This is a genomic window from Streptomyces sp. NPDC058674 (assembly GCF_042716505.1).
Taxonomy (GTDB): domain Bacteria; phylum Actinomycetota; class Actinomycetes; order Streptomycetales; family Streptomycetaceae; genus Streptomyces.
Genome location: NZ_JBHXSC010000017.1, coordinates 1 through 13,551, shown reverse-complemented (window position 1 = coordinate 13,551; position 13,551 = coordinate 1). Strand labels below are relative to the sequence as shown.

Below are 13,551 nucleotides of genomic sequence, written 5' to 3'. Positions count from 1 at the left end.
CCCTCAGGGCGTGGCGGGATCCGCCGGATGCGGGGCCATCGGCAGCAGCGACGCGAGCCGTGCCTCACAGAGGCGTACGAGGGCCTCGTAGCCCTCCTTGCCCATCAGCTCGGTGAGCTCGGGCCGGTACGTGACGTACACCGGGTCGCCGGCTCCGTGCGCGGACGTCGCCGACGTGCACCACCAGTGCAGTTCGTGGCCGCCCGGACCCCAGCCGCGGCGGTCGTACTCCCCGATCGACACCTGGAGGACCCGGGTGTCGTCGGGACGGTCGATCCACTCGTACGTCCGGCGGACCGGCAGCTGCCAGCAGACGTCGGGCTTCGTCTCCAGCGGCTCGCGTCCCTCGCGCAGCGCCAGGATGTGCAGCGCGCACCCGGCCCCGGCCGCGAAGCCGGGCCGGTTCTGGAAGATGCACGAGCCCTCCCAGCGGCGGGTCTGCTTCTCCCCGTCGTCGTCGAGCTGGGTCCAGCCGGTCTCGCTGCCGACGTCGTGGAACTGCCACAGCTCCGGCGTCAGCCGGGCCACGTGCCCGGCCACGCGCTTCTCGTCGTCCTCGTCGGAGAAGTGTGCGCCGAGGGTGCAGCAGCCGTCGTCCGCGCGGCCGGCCTGGATGCCCTGGCAGCCGCTGCCGAAGATGCAGGTCCAGCGGGAGGTCAGCCAGGTCAGGTCACAGCGGAAAACCTGTTCGTCGTCGGCGGGGTCGGGGAACTCCACCCAGGCCCGGGGGAAGTCGAGCCCCTTCTCGTCGGGAACCGCGGACGTGCCCTTGCCCTTGGGCGCGTCCTTCTTCGACCGGGTCTTGTTGGCCTTCTTCGTATGTGGCACAAACCCAAGCCTAAGCGCCCCTTCCGCAACCGGTCCGCCTTCGTCGCAGTAGCGTTTGCCCGCATGAGACTCGGTGTCCTAGACGTGGGTTCGAACACGGTCCATCTGCTGGTGGTGGACGCGCACCCCGGTGCGCGTCCCCTGCCCGCGCACTCGCACAAGACGGAGATGAAGCTGGCGGAGCTGCTCGACGAGCACGGCGCCGTCACCCCCGAAGGCGTCGAGCGGCTCGTCGCGGTCATCGCCGAGGCGGTGCACGCCGCCGAGGACAAGGGGTGCGAGGACGTGCTCCCCTTCGCCACCAGCGCCGTGCGCGAGGCCACCAACGCGGACGAGGTCCTGGCGCGGGTGAAGCGGGAGACGGGCGTCGACCTGCCGATCCTCAGCGGCGACGACGAGGCCCGGCTGACGTTCCTGGCCGCGCGCCGCTGGTTCGGCTGGTCGGCCGGCAAGCTCCTGCTCCTCGACATCGGCGGGGGCTCGCTGGAGATCGCGTACGGCATCGACGAGGAGCCGGACGCGGCCGTCTCCCTCCCGCTGGGCGCGGGCCGCCTCACGGCGGGCTGGCTGCCGGGTGACCCGGTGGACCCGGCCGACGTCCGGGCGCTGCGGCGCCACGTGCGCGCCCGGATCGCGCGGTCGGCGGGCGTGTTCAGCCGCTTCGGGGTCCCGGACCACGTGGTGGCGACGTCGAAGACCTTCAAGCAGCTGGCCCGGATCGCGGGTGCGGCCCGCTCGGCGGACGGCCTGTACGTGCAGCGGGACCTGACCCGCAAGTCCCTGGAGGAGTGGGTCCCGCGGCTGGCCGCGATGACCACGGCCCAGCGGGCCGCCCTCCCGGGGGTCTCGGACGGCCGGGCGAACCAGATACTGGCGGGCGCGCTCGTCGCGGAGGGTGCGATGGACCTCCTGGGCGTGGACGAGCTGGAGATCTGCCCGTGGGCCCTGCGCGAGGGGGTCATCCTGCGCAGGCTGGACCACATGGGCCCGGCGTCGGCGCGCTAGCCCACCCGCCCCGCCGGGCCCCGGCCCGGCCGCCCGCCCCGCCCCGCCCGGCGGGTTCGGCTCGGCCCGGGCAGAGCTCCGGGGCGACCCGGGGGCGTCCCGCCCGGGCCCGGTTCCGGACCGCCCCGCCCGGCTCGGTTCCTTGCCGCCCCGTCCGGCGGGTTGGGCTCGGCCCGGGCAGAGCTCCGGGGCGACCCGGGGCCGTCCGGGCTCGTCCCGGCCCGCCCGGGTCGGCGCGGCAGCGATCACGACTTCGCCCGTCCCCGGCCCGGCCAGCCCGGTGGCGGCCCGACCGCCCCGGCTGGGCGGTCCCGGCCCGGCCGCCCGCCCGGGCCCGGCTCCGCCCCGGGGCGACCCGGGCCGTCCGGGAGCGCGGTGGCCCCGTACCCTGTCCCCGTGGCAGAACCAGTCCGGATCCCGACCGCGAAAGTCGCCCTCTCCACCGCCTCCGTCTATCCGGAGTCCACGGCGACCGCCTTCGAGATCGCCGCGCGCCTCGGCTACGACGGCGTCGAGGTCATGGTCTGGACGGACCCGGTCAGCCAGGACGTCGACGCCCTGCGCCGCCTCTCCGACCACCACGGGGTCCCGATCCTGGCGGTCCACGCCCCCTGCCTCCTCATCACCCAGCGGGTGTGGTCCACCGACCCCTGGACCAAGCTCCAGCGGGCCCGGGCGGCGGCCGAGCGGCTCGGTGCGTCCACCGTCGTCGTCCACCCGCCGTTCCGCTGGCAGCGCCAGTACTCCCGCGACTTCGTCTCCGGGATGTGGCGGATGGCCGACGAGACCGACGTCCGCTTCGCCGTCGAGAACATGTACCCCTGGCGCTACCGCGACCGCGAGATGCTCGCGTACGCACCCGAGTGGGACGTCACCAAGGACGACTACCGGCACTTCACCGTCGACCTCTCGCACACCGCGACCGCCCGCACGGACGCCACCGCGATGATCGACCGGATGGGCGACCGGCTCGCGCACGTCCACCTCGCCGACGGCAACGGATCCGCCAAGGACGAGCACCTCGTCCCCGGGCGCGGTACGCAGCCCTGCGCCGAGCTGCTGGAACGGCTCGCCCGCACGTCCTTCGACGGCCACGTCGTCATCGAGGTCAACACCCGGCGCGCCATGTCCTCCGCCGAGCGCGAGGCTGATCTCGCCGAGGCGCTGGCCTTCACCCGGCTGCACCTCGCGGCCGCCCCGGCCGCCCCCACCGCCCCGGCCGCCCCCGGGGCCCACGGCGCCCCCGCCGTCGCGCCCCGCTCCCGGAGCCGGCGCCGGTGACGGAGCCGCTCCGGCCCCCGCGCCGCCGCGGTCCCGGCCGGCCCCGCCAGGACGAGGCCGAGGAGGGCCCCGGCACCCAGGAGCGCATCCGCCTCGCCGCCCGCTCCGAGTTCGCGGCGCGCGGCTACGACAAGACGTCCGTACGCGGCATCGCCAAGGCCGCCGGAGTGGACCCGGCTCTGATCCACCACTACTTCGGCAGCAAGGACGACCTCTTCGCCGCGGCGATCGAGGTCAGCATGGAGCCGGCGCTGGTGGTCCCGGCGGTCCTCGGCGAGGGGCCCGACGGGATCGGGGAGCGGCTGGCCCGCTTCTTCCTCGGGGTCTGGGAGAATCCGGCCACCCGCACCCCGCTCCTCGCGGTCATCCGCTCGGCCCTCACCCACGAGGCGGCGGCCGCGGTGCTGCGCCGGCTCGTGCTGCGCCAGATCCTGGAGCGGGTCGCGGCCGACCTGGAGGTCCCCGACCCGACCTTCCGCGCCGAGCTCGCCGCCTCCCACATGGTGGGCATCGCGATCCTGCGCTACGTGGTCCAGGTCGAGCCCCTGGCCTCGGCGGACCCCGAGGACATCATCAGGCTGGTGGCGCCGACGCTCCAGCGGTACCTGACCGAAGAATGAGCCGTCCGTCCCGACATGCGGACGCCCTGTCCGTATCGCGGGCGGGGGGCGTAGCCTCGTAACTGCTTCATATCTACAGTCGCGGCCGAGTCCGTACGGCCGGCCGCACCCCATGGGGAGTGAACCCGATGCCCGAGCTGAGGTCCCGAACCGTCACCCACGGCCGCAACATGGCGGGCGCACGCGCCCTTATGCGTGCGTCGGGCGTAGCGAGTGCGGACATCGGGAAGCCGATCATCGCGGTCGCCAACTCCTTCACCGAGTTCGTCCCCGGCCACACCCACCTGGCGCCGGTCGGCCGGATCGTCTCCGACGCCATCCGCGAGGCCGGCGCGATCCCCCGCGAGTTCAACACCATCGCGGTCGACGACGGCATCGCCATGGGCCACGGCGGGATGCTCTACTCGCTGCCCTCGCGCGACCTGATCGCGGACAGCGTGGAGTACATGGTCGAGGCGCACTGCGCCGACGCCCTGATCTGCATCTCCAACTGCGACAAGATCACCCCCGGCATGCTGATGGCCGCCATGCGCCTCAACATCCCGGTCGTCTTCGTGTCCGGCGGTCCGATGGAGGCCGGGCAGGCCGTCCTCGTCGACGGCAGCGTCCGCAAGCTCGACCTGATCGACGCCATGGTCGAGGCCTCCAACGAGAACGTCTCGGACGAGGACGTGCTGCGGATCGAGGAGAACGCCTGCCCCACGTGCGGCTCGTGTTCCGGCATGTTCACCGCCAACTCGATGAACTGCCTCGCCGAGGCCATCGGCCTCGCCCTCCCCGGCAACGGCTCGGTCCTCGCCACGCACACCGCCCGCCGCGCCCTGTACGAGGACGCCGGCCGCACGGTCGTGGAGATCACCAAGCGGTACTACGAGGAGGACGACCACTCCGTCCTGCCGCGCAACATCGCCACCCGCGAGGCCTTCGAGAACGCCATGGCCCTCGACATCGCCATGGGCGGCTCCACCAACACGATCCTGCACCTGCTGGCCGCGGCGCAGGAGGCGGGCCTGGAGTACGACCTCACCGACATCGACGAGGTCTCGCGCCGCGTCCCGTGCCTGTCCAAGGTCGCGCCGAACGTGGCCCCCGGCGGCACGTACTACATGGAGGACATCCACCGCGCCGGCGGCATCCCCGCCATCCTCGGCGAGCTGCACCGCGGCGGGCTCCTGAACAAGAACGTCACCAGCGTCCACTCCAAGGGCCTGGAGGACTGGCTCGCCGCCTGGGACGCCCGCTCGGGCACCGCCACGGACACGGCGATGGAGCTGTGGCACGCGGCCCCCGGCTGCAAGCGCTCCGCCACCGCCTTCTCCCAGTCCGAGCGCTGGGACACCCTCGACCTCGACGCCGAGGGCGGCTGCATCCGCTCCGTGCAGCACGCCTACTCCAAGGACGGCGGCCTCGCCGTCCTGCGCGGCAACATCGCCGTCGACGGCTGCGTCGTGAAGACGGCCGGCGTCGACGAGTCGATCTGGACCTTCGAGGGCCCCGCCGTCGTCTGCGAGTCGCAGGACGAGGCCGTGGACAAGATCCTCCGCAAGGAGATCAAGGCGGGCGACGTCGTCGTGATCCGCTACGAGGGCCCGCGCGGCGGTCCCGGCATGCAGGAGATGCTCTACCCGACGTCCTTCCTCAAGGGCCGCGGCCTCGGCAAGGTCTGCGCGCTGGTGACGGACGGCCGCTTCTCCGGCGGCACTTCGGGCCTGTCGATCGGCCACGCCTCCCCGGAGGCGGCCTCGGGCGGCACCATCGCGGTGGTCGAGGACGGCGACCGCATCCGGATCGACATCCCGAACCGCTCCATCGAGCTCCTCGTCGACGAGGCCACCCTCGCGGCCCGCCACGAGGCCCTCGGCGGCGTGTACGCCCCGAAGAACCGCGAGCGCAAGGTCTCCGCGGCCCTGCGCGCCTACGCCGCGATGGCCACCAGCGCCGACAAGGGCGCGGTCCGCGACGTCTCCCTGCTCGGCTAGGTCCTGTCGTCGAAGTAGCGCCGCGGGCCGGGCGGGATTCTGACAACAGGGCCCAGGCCCGGGCCTTTCCCGGCGCGCCGGCCCCGCCCGATCCGTTCGGGCGGGGCCGCTCCCGTCACCAGGACCCCGGGTTCCGCGCGTCCACCGCGAACACGGTCCCGTCGGGCGCGCTCGCGTAGACCCGCCCGCCGCCGGTGAGCGGAGCGGGGAGCACCGGGGTGAAGGACTGCCCGGGCCCCATCCGGGCCTTCGTCTGACCGACCGGCCGCCCGTCGGCGGCGTCCACCGCGAGCAGCCTCCCGTCCAGGACGCTCAGGTACACCCGGCCGTCGGCGGGCACGGGCCGCGAGGCCACGACGGCTCCCGTCTCCACGCGCCACGACTCCCCGTCCCGCCCGACGGCGGCCAGGGAGCCGGAGACCCCGAAGACGTACACCACGCCGTCGTCCCCGACGGAGGCCTCGGCCTGCGCGAGCGACGCCGACAGCGGCACCTGCCGGACCGCGCGGGTCCGCAGGTCGACGCGCACCACGTGCCGCACCCGGCCGTGGGTATCGCTCTCCAACAGGTGCAGGGCGCCCGAGGCGACCCCCACGGGCTCGGCCGTCCCGCCCGTGCGCACCTGCCAGACGGTCGCGCCGGTGGCCGGGTCGACAGCGGACACCTGGGTGGCGCCGCCGTCCGCGGCGGGCGTGGCCACGTACGCCGCGGCGTCGGCGGCCGTCCCCGGCCCGGCCCGCCACATGGACCCGGTCCCGCCGATCTGCCGGGTCCAGCGGGCGGCTCCGGTCGCCGCGTCGAGCGCGGTCACCCGCCCGCCGCCGGTGACCAGCAGCAGCACCTTCCCGGCGGCGACCACCCGGGCCCCCTCGGGCAGCGGGTGCTCCCAGCGCTGTGCTCCCGTCCCCGGGTCGAGTGCGCGCACCGAGCGGCTGTCCGGGGCCACGGCGACGACGAGCCCGTCCGCGTACAGCGGGGCCGCGGTGTTCGTCACGCCCTGCGCGGGGGCCGGCGCGGCCGCCGACCACCTCACGGAGCCGTCCGCCGGATCGATCCGGGCCGCCGCCCGTCCGGGCGCCGAGCAGAAGAGCGCGTCCGCCGCCCACGAGCACGCCGGGGCGGGGGACGTCCGGCCCGGCGCCGCCAGGGAGGCGGACCACGGCCGGAGCGGTCCGGCCTGCGCCGCGGCCCCCGCGCTGCCCGCCGGGCCGGCCGGACCCGCGCCCGGGCCGGCGGCCCGGTCGTACGCCAGGTACCCGCCGACCGCTGCGCCGGCCAGCAGCAGCGCCGCAGCGAGCGTCGCCGGCGGGCGCCTGCGGCGCGCCACCGGGCGGGCGTCGATCCGTACCCGCCGGTGGGTCGCCTCGTCGGACCGTACGGACGCGGACGCGGACGCGGTCGGGCGGCGCGGCTGCGGGATGAAGACGCGGGTCTCCTCGCCGGTCGGGTACGCCGCGGCGCGCAACTCCCCGAGCAGGGCGTCGGGGGTGGGCCGCTCCGCGGGGTCCTTGGCGAGGCAGCGCGCGATGACGGGCACCAGCGCGGCCGGGACCCCGGTCAGGTCCGGCTCGCTGTGCACCACCTGGTAGGCGACGAGGTAGTGGCTGTCGGAGTCGAAGGGCCCCCGGCCGGTCGCCGCGTGGGCGAGTACGGCGCCCATCGCGAAGACGTCCGCGGCCGGCCCGACCTCCCTGGGCCGCTGGAACTGCTCGGGCGCCATGAACGGCGGCGTCCCGATCAGCTTGCCGGTCTCGGTCCGCAGGTCGCTGTCGAGCGGCCGCGAGATCCCGAAGTCGATGACCCGCACCCCGTCCGGCGCCATCAGGACGTTGCTCGGCTTGAGGTCCCGGTGCACCACCCCGGCCCGGTGGATGTCCCGCAGCGCCTCCGCCAGCCCGGCTCCGAGCCGGGTGGCCTCGGCCTCGTCGAGCAGCCGCTCCCGTACCCGCTCGGCCAGTGTCGGGGCGTCGATGAACAGGGTGGCCATCCAGGGCCGTTCGGCATCGGGGTCGGCGTCCACGACGGGCGCGGTGAACGCCCCGCTCACCCGCCGGGCGGCCGCGACCTCCTGCCGGAACCGGGCCCGGAACTCCGGGTCCACCGCGTGCTGCGCGTGTACGACCTTGACCGCGAGCCGCAGCCCGGACCCCGAGGTGGCCAGATGCACCACTCCCATGCCACCGGAACCCAGCACGGACTCCAGCCGGTACTGCCCGGCGTACTCCGGAAATCCGGCCCGTTCCGCGCGCAGTGGATGCACTGCCGACCACCCCCGCCGGAGCCTAGTCGATGGCCCATATGGATCGGTAAGGTCCTGCTACCCTGCGCGAGTTGCGATGAGTGGAGCTCAACGGGGGGTATGAGCATGTCGGTTGAGAACAGCCCGAGCCAGGTCGAAACGCTCGCGGGGGACTCGGGCTTCCAGTCCTTCCCGGTCGCCCCGGGATACCGGGTCAACGTCCGCAGCGGTCCCGGCACCCAGTACGCGATCATGAAGGTGCTGCCCTACGACGCCGTCGTGACGATCCGCTGCCAGTGCCCGGGGACGAACGTCTCGGGACCGTACGGCACCTCCGCCATCTGGGACTGCATCGGGAACGGCCTGTTCGTCTCCGACGCGTACGTCAGGACGGGCGTGGACGGCTACGTGGCGAACCGCTGCGGCTGACCGCGGCCGCCGCCGACCGCTGCCGCCCCGCCGGGCCCGCCCGCCCGGCGGGGCGCCGGTCGCGCGCCGCCAGGGCCCCGTCTGCCACGTGAGACACACCCGTCCCGATCCGCCCGGCGGGGGATAATCGCCGGTGTGAGCGACGAGCAGCGAGACCAGGACCGCGACGAGAACCGCGACGAGAGCCGCGACCGGAAGCACGCCGGGCCCGCCCCGGCCCCGACGGTGCCCGCCGGCCCCGAGCCCGAGCCGATCCGGTTCTTCGGCACCGCCTGGGTCGAGCACGACGGCGGCTACGCCGTCCGCCGGGCCGCCGCCGCCGTCGGCTCGCTCGCCGGTGGGGTCGCCTCCGCCTACCTGCTCCGCTTCGCCTACGAGGGCCTGGAGCTCGGCAACGTCGGCCCCTTCCTCAGCATCTCCGTCGTCGTCCTCTTCGCTATCGCCAGCTCCATCGCCTTCGCCAAGACCTGGGAGTCCTTCAGCCGCCGCCCGGCCCCCTCCTCCGACGAGTCCGCCCTCAAGGGCCTCAAGGCCATCGGTTTCATCGGGTCCCTCATCGCGTACTTCCTCCGCTGCTTCGTGGAGGCCCCGGGCGAGAAGCTGCGCCGCGCCGAGTACGAGCGCGCCAAGGTCGAATTCGCCCGCCGCCGTGAAGCCCGTACGGGCAACCCGGCCGCCCGGCGCCCCAAGCGCAAGAAGTAACCGGGCCCCGCCCGCCCTCACACCCCCCGGCCGATTGACGCCCCGGCATCGCCGGGAGCATTATTCATCACATGATGAATAACTCGCCCGACCCCGACCGCGACCCCGACCCCGACCCCGTACCTGGCGCGGTCCACGCCCGCGCGCTCACCGTCCGCCGCGGCACCGGCCGCACCGCCCGCACCGTGCTCGACGGCATCGACTTCGACGTCCCCCGCGGCCGCATCACCGGCCTCCTCGGCCCCTCCGGCTGCGGGAAGTCCACCCTCCTGCGCGCCGTCGTCGGCACTCAGGCCCACGTCACCGGCACCCTCGACGTCCTCGGCCGCCCCGCCGGCAGCCCCGACCTCCGCTCCCGCATCGGCTACGTCACCCAGGCCCCCTCCGTCTACGACGACCTCACCGTCCGGCAGAACCTCGACTACTTCGCCGCCGTCCTCGACCCCGGCCGCGCCGCCGCCGACCGCCGGGCGGCGGCCGTCGCCCGCGCCATCGCCGACGTCGACCTCACCACCCGCGCCGGCGCCCTCGCCGGCAACCTCTCCGGCGGACAGCGCAGCCGCGTCTCCCTCGCCGTCGCCCTTCTCGGCACCCCCGAACTGCTGGTCCTCGACGAACCCACCGTCGGCCTCGACCCCGTACTGCGCCGAGACCTGTGGAACCTCTTCCACGACCTCGCCGCCACCCGCGGCGCCACGATCCTCGTCTCCTCCCACGTCATGGACGAGGCCGAGCGCTGCCACGACCTGCTCCTCATGCGCGAGGGCCGGGTCCTCGCCCACGGCACTCCCGACGCCCTGCGCACCCGCACCCGCTCCACCACCGTCGAAGAGGGCTTCCTCCGCCTCGTCGACGCAGCCGACGCGAACGCCGCCACCGCCCGGGAGCAGATCCGATGAACACCACACCCACCGCCCCCGCCACGCCCACCACGCCCGCCGCGCCCACCGCCTCCCGGTACCGCACGCGCGCCATCAGCGCGTCCCGCACCGCCGCCACCGCCGCCCGCGTGCTGCGCCAGCTGCGCCACGACCCGCGCTCCATCGCCCTGATGCTGCTGGTCCCGGTGCTGATGCTGACCCTGCTCCGCTTCGTCTTCGACGGCGACACCCGCACCTTCGACGGCATCGGCGCGTCCCTCCTGGGGATCTTCCCCCTCATCACCATGTTCCTGGTGACGTCCATCTCGACCCTGCGCGAGCGCACTTCCGGCACCCTGGAGCGCCTCCTCGCCATGCCCCTCGGCAAGGGCGACCTCATCGCCGGCTACGCCCTCGCCTTCGGCGCCGTGGCCGTCGTCCAGTCCCTCCTCGCCACCGGCCTCGCCGTCTGGCTCCTCGGCCTCGACGTCGTCGGCTCCCCCTGGCTGCTCCTGCTGGTGGCCCTGCTCGACGCCCTTCTCGGCACCGCGCTCGGCCTCTTCGTCTCCGCCTTCGCGGCCTCCGAGTTCCAGGCCGTCCAGTTCATGCCGGCGGTGATCTTCCCCCAGCTGCTCCTCTGCGGCCTCTTCGCGGCCCGCGACACCATGCACCCCGTCCTCGAAGCCGTCTCCGACGTCATGCCCATGTCCTACGCCGTCGACGGCATGACCCAGGTCCTCACCCACAGCGACATGACGGCCGACTTCGTCCGCGACGCCGTCGTCGTCGCCGCCTGCGCCCTCCTCGTCCTCGTCCTCGGCGCGGCCACCCTCCGCCGCCGCACCCCCTGAGTCCCCGCACCCTGAGTTACGCGCCCCCGAATCCCCGCGCCCACGGACCGGACACCCGCCCGCCGCCCCGCCCGCGGGTGCGAGGATGACGGCGTATCCCCTAGCGCACGTGCAAGAACCTCCCGCGGCCACCCCGGGGAGGGCCCCCCAGGCGAGGTGAATCGGGCATGACCCAGACAGTCGCAGTCCTCGGTACCGGCAAGATCGGCGAGGCCCTGCTCAGCGGGATGATCCGCGGCGGCCGACCGGCCTCGAAGATCCTGGTCACGGCCCGCCGCCCCGAACGGGCCGAGGAGCTGCGCACCCGCTACGGAGTGGAGTCCGTCTCCAACGCCGAGGCCGCCAAGCGTGCCGACACCCTCATCCTCACCGTCAAGCCCCAGGACATGGGCGCGCTCCTCGCCGAGCTCGCCCCGCACCTGCCCGCCGACCGGCTCGTCATCAGCGGCGCCGCCGGCATCCCGACCTCCTTCTTCGAGGAGCGGCTCAGCCCCGGCACCCCCGTCGTCCGCGTCATGACGAACACCCCCGCCCTCGTGGACGAGGCGATGTCCGTCATCTCGGCCGGCAGCCACGCCACCGCCGCACACCTCCTCCACACCGAGCAGATCTTCGGCGGCGTCGGCAAGACCCTGCGCGTTCCGGAATCCCAGCAGGACGCGGCCACCGCCCTCTCCGGCTCGGGCCCCGCCTACTTCTACTTCCTCGTCGAGGCCATGACGGACGCCGGCATCCTCCTCGGGCTGCCCCGCGCCCAGGCGCACGACCTCATCGTGCAGGCCGCCGTAGGCGCCGCCGTGATGCTCCGCGACAGCGGAGAGCACCCGGTCAAGCTCCGCGAGGCCGTCACCTCCCCGGCCGGCACCACCATCAACGCCATTGTGGAGCTGGAGAAGCACGGCGTACGCGCCGCCCTGATCGCCGCCCTCGAAGCGGCCCGCGACCGCAGCCGCGAGCTGGCCTCCGGCAACAGCTGAGACACCCGGGACGAGTGGGGGCCCCGGGACACGCGGGCCCCCACACCCGTCACGGCTCCAGCAACCCGATCGCCCGGTACGCCCGGTCCACCACCGGGCGGGCCAGCTCGCGGGCCCGCCCGGCCCCGGCGCGCAGCACCTTCTCGACCTCCGCCGGACCCGCGGCCAGCTCCGCGTGCCGTTCCCGTACCGGCCGCAGCAGCTCGACCACCGCGTCGGCGACGTCCCGCTTCAGCGCCCCGTACCCCTGATACCCGTCGGCCAGCGCCGCCGGATCGCCGCCCGTGCAGGCTGCGAGGACGTCCAGCAGGTTCGCGACCCCGGGCCGCTCCTCCCGGTCGTAGACGACACCGCCGTCCCCGCTGTCGGTGACGGCCCGCATCACCTTCTTCCGGACCACCTCCGGCTCGTCGAGCAGGTAGACGATGCCCGCCCCGCTCGCATGGGACTTCCCCATCTTCGACGTCGGCTCCTGGAGGTCCATGACCCGCGCGGCCACCGCCGGATGCGTCGCCCTGGGGACGGTGAAGGTGTGCCCGTACCGCTGGTTGAACCGCACGGCCAGGTCCCGGGTCAGCTCGACGTGCTGCCGCTGGTCCTCACCCACCGGAACCTCCTGGGTTCCGTACGCCAGGATGTCGGCGGCCATGAGCACGGGATAGGTGAGGAGCGAGAGCCGCACGCCGTGCCCGGCGGCCTGCGCCGTCGCCGCCTTCTCCTTGTACTGGATCATCCGCCGCAGCTCTCCGTCGGTGGCGGTGCACTCCAGCAGGTACGCGAGCCGGGTGTGTTCGTCTACGTGGCTCTGCACGAAGAGCGTGCACCGCCGCGGGTCCAGCCCGGCGGCGAGCAGCAGCGTCGCCGCCTGCCGACTGAGCCGGCGCACCCGCGCCGGCTCGTGCTCGACGGTCAGTGCGTGCAGGTCGACGACGCAGAACAGCGCCTCGTCCGGCTCCTGGTCCGCGGCGACCCACTGCCGCACGGCGCCCACGTAGTTCCCCAGCGTCAGATGCCCGGTCGGCTTGACCCCGCTGAAGATCCTCGTCATGTCGTGTTCTCCCTTGTGAGTGGTGTGTACGGGGCCGCCGCGCCGGGCGACCGTTCCACTCCCGGGGAGGGGAGAAACGAAAAACGGCCGCCGGAGCGGCGGCCGTGAGCGCGTGCGTGCTCGCGTGGGGGTCCGGCCGCCGTCAGGCGGCCCACCAGCGAAGGCTGAGCGGAAGCACGTGCGTAGTCATGGCTCCACCGTAGACCGCGGGGGGCGAGGACGGGGTGAGATTCGCGCACTCCGCGTGGCCGGCCGACGGGGGTTGACACACCTGTGCCGGATCCGTAGGGTTCTTCGAGTTGTCCGAAGTGAGCGCCGACCCCGGTCGGTCCCCGGACAGCCATCCCGCACTACACATTCGAACGAGCGACTCACTTTCTCGTCCCGTTTTCATGCGTATTTGCGAGTGAGGAATCCGCGTCCGAGGACGCAGCCGCCGATTAGGTTCGGGGGCAGGGAATCCGCTACTGTCTCACTCGCCGGAAGGGCCCAACAGCCTCCACGGCAAAGCCCGCTGACTGGGAGTCAGGCCCGAAAGGATCTGATAGAGTCGGTATCGCCGAAAAGGGAAGCGCGAAAGCGAATACCTGGAAAGCGAAGCCCGCTTCGACCGGGAATCGGACACGAAAGAGTCTGGTAGAGTCGGAAACGCAAGAACAGAACGAAAGCCCGGAGGAAAGCCCGAGAGGGTGAGTACGAAGGAAGCGTCCGTTCCTTGAGAACTCAACAGCG

The 13,551-nt window shown here is 73.6% G+C and carries 12 protein-coding genes; 9 read left to right on the top strand and 3 right to left on the bottom strand.

Translation table 11 applies throughout. The features are described from left to right. Positions 1–3: 3 nt before the first annotated feature. Positions 4–828, bottom strand: a complete 825-nt coding sequence (locus ACFWU6_RS11685; RefSeq protein ID WP_383980602.1) for a hypothetical protein — start codon at positions 826–828, stop codon at positions 4–6. A 63-nt stretch (positions 829–891) separates the two neighbouring features. On the opposite strand from ACFWU6_RS11685, the gene ACFWU6_RS11680 reads away from it, so the two are divergent. The 4 genes from ACFWU6_RS11680 to ilvD all read left to right on the top strand — a co-directional run bounded on the left by ACFWU6_RS11680 (position 892) and on the right by ilvD (position 5,713). Then, positions 892–1,833, top strand: a complete 942-nt coding sequence (locus ACFWU6_RS11680; protein WP_383809776.1) for a Ppx/GppA family phosphatase — start codon at positions 892–894, stop codon at positions 1,831–1,833. A gap of 396 nt (positions 1,834–2,229) precedes the next feature. Then, positions 2,230–3,114 (top strand): sugar phosphate isomerase/epimerase family protein, encoded by an 885-nt coding sequence (locus tag ACFWU6_RS11675; protein ID WP_383809779.1) that lies wholly within the window; start codon positions 2,230–2,232, stop codon positions 3,112–3,114. After that, positions 3,111–3,734: a TetR family transcriptional regulator gene (locus tag ACFWU6_RS11670; protein WP_383980600.1), complete on the top strand. Its 624-nt coding sequence runs from the start codon at positions 3,111–3,113 to the stop codon at positions 3,732–3,734. Before ACFWU6_RS11675 ends, ACFWU6_RS11670 begins: the two co-directional genes overlap by 4 nt. 128 nt (positions 3,735–3,862) lie before the next feature. Next, positions 3,863–5,713 (top strand): dihydroxy-acid dehydratase, encoded by a 1,851-nt coding sequence (gene ilvD, locus ACFWU6_RS11665; RefSeq protein ID WP_383809785.1) that lies wholly within the window; start codon positions 3,863–3,865, stop codon positions 5,711–5,713. A gap of 115 nt (positions 5,714–5,828) precedes the next feature. Here ilvD and ACFWU6_RS11660 read toward each other — a convergent pair whose 3' ends face one another. Then, positions 5,829–7,973: a serine/threonine-protein kinase gene (locus ACFWU6_RS11660; RefSeq protein WP_383980598.1), complete on the bottom strand. Its 2,145-nt coding sequence runs from the start codon at positions 7,971–7,973 to the stop codon at positions 5,829–5,831. A 105-nt stretch (positions 7,974–8,078) separates the two neighbouring features. On the opposite strand from ACFWU6_RS11660, the gene ACFWU6_RS11655 reads away from it, so the two are divergent. The 5 genes from ACFWU6_RS11655 to proC all read left to right on the top strand — a co-directional run bounded on the left by ACFWU6_RS11655 (position 8,079) and on the right by proC (position 11,771). Further along, complete coding sequence (locus tag ACFWU6_RS11655; RefSeq protein WP_383809805.1) at positions 8,079–8,381, top strand: peptidase; 303 nt, start codon at positions 8,079–8,081, stop codon at positions 8,379–8,381. 135 nt (positions 8,382–8,516) lie between these two features. Next, positions 8,517–9,083: a hypothetical protein gene (locus ACFWU6_RS11650; protein ID WP_383980596.1), complete on the top strand. Its 567-nt coding sequence runs from the start codon at positions 8,517–8,519 to the stop codon at positions 9,081–9,083. Between the two features lie 71 nt (positions 9,084–9,154). After that, positions 9,155–9,982 carry an ABC transporter ATP-binding protein gene (locus tag ACFWU6_RS11645; RefSeq protein ID WP_383980595.1) on the top strand — a complete coding sequence of 276 codons (828 nt, stop codon included), beginning with the start codon at positions 9,155–9,157 and terminating at the stop codon, positions 9,980–9,982. Then, positions 9,979–10,794: an ABC transporter permease gene (locus ACFWU6_RS11640; protein ID WP_383980593.1), complete on the top strand. Its 816-nt coding sequence runs from the start codon at positions 9,979–9,981 to the stop codon at positions 10,792–10,794. The genes ACFWU6_RS11645 and ACFWU6_RS11640 overlap by 4 nt, the downstream gene beginning before the upstream one ends. 167 nt (positions 10,795–10,961) lie before the next feature. Next, the gene (proC, locus tag ACFWU6_RS11635; RefSeq protein WP_383980591.1) at positions 10,962–11,771 is read left to right on the top strand and encodes a pyrroline-5-carboxylate reductase; all 810 of its coding nucleotides are present in this window, start codon (positions 10,962–10,964) and stop codon (positions 11,769–11,771) included. A 49-nt stretch (positions 11,772–11,820) separates the two neighbouring features. Here proC and trpS read toward each other — a convergent pair whose 3' ends face one another. Then, the gene (gene trpS / locus ACFWU6_RS11630; protein WP_383980589.1) at positions 11,821–12,819 is read right to left on the bottom strand and encodes a tryptophan--tRNA ligase; all 999 of its coding nucleotides are present in this window, start codon (positions 12,817–12,819) and stop codon (positions 11,821–11,823) included. Positions 12,820–13,551: the final 732 nt, after the last annotated feature.

Coding starts and splice junctions, on each gene's coding strand:
- ACFWU6_RS11640 (WP_383980593.1), top strand. CDS start 9,979: ATGAACACCACACCCACCGCCCCCGCCACGCCCACCACGCCCGCCGCG.
- ACFWU6_RS11645 (WP_383980595.1), top strand. CDS start 9,155: ATGATGAATAACTCGCCCGACCCCGACCGCGACCCCGACCCCGACCCC.
- trpS (WP_383980589.1), bottom strand. CDS start 12,819: ATGACGAGGATCTTCAGCGGGGTCAAGCCGACCGGGCATCTGACGCTG.
- proC (WP_383980591.1), top strand. CDS start 10,962: ATGACCCAGACAGTCGCAGTCCTCGGTACCGGCAAGATCGGCGAGGCC.
- ilvD (WP_383809785.1), top strand. CDS start 3,863: ATGCCCGAGCTGAGGTCCCGAACCGTCACCCACGGCCGCAACATGGCG.
- ACFWU6_RS11680 (WP_383809776.1), top strand. CDS start 892: ATGAGACTCGGTGTCCTAGACGTGGGTTCGAACACGGTCCATCTGCTG.
- ACFWU6_RS11655 (WP_383809805.1), top strand. CDS start 8,079: ATGTCGGTTGAGAACAGCCCGAGCCAGGTCGAAACGCTCGCGGGGGAC.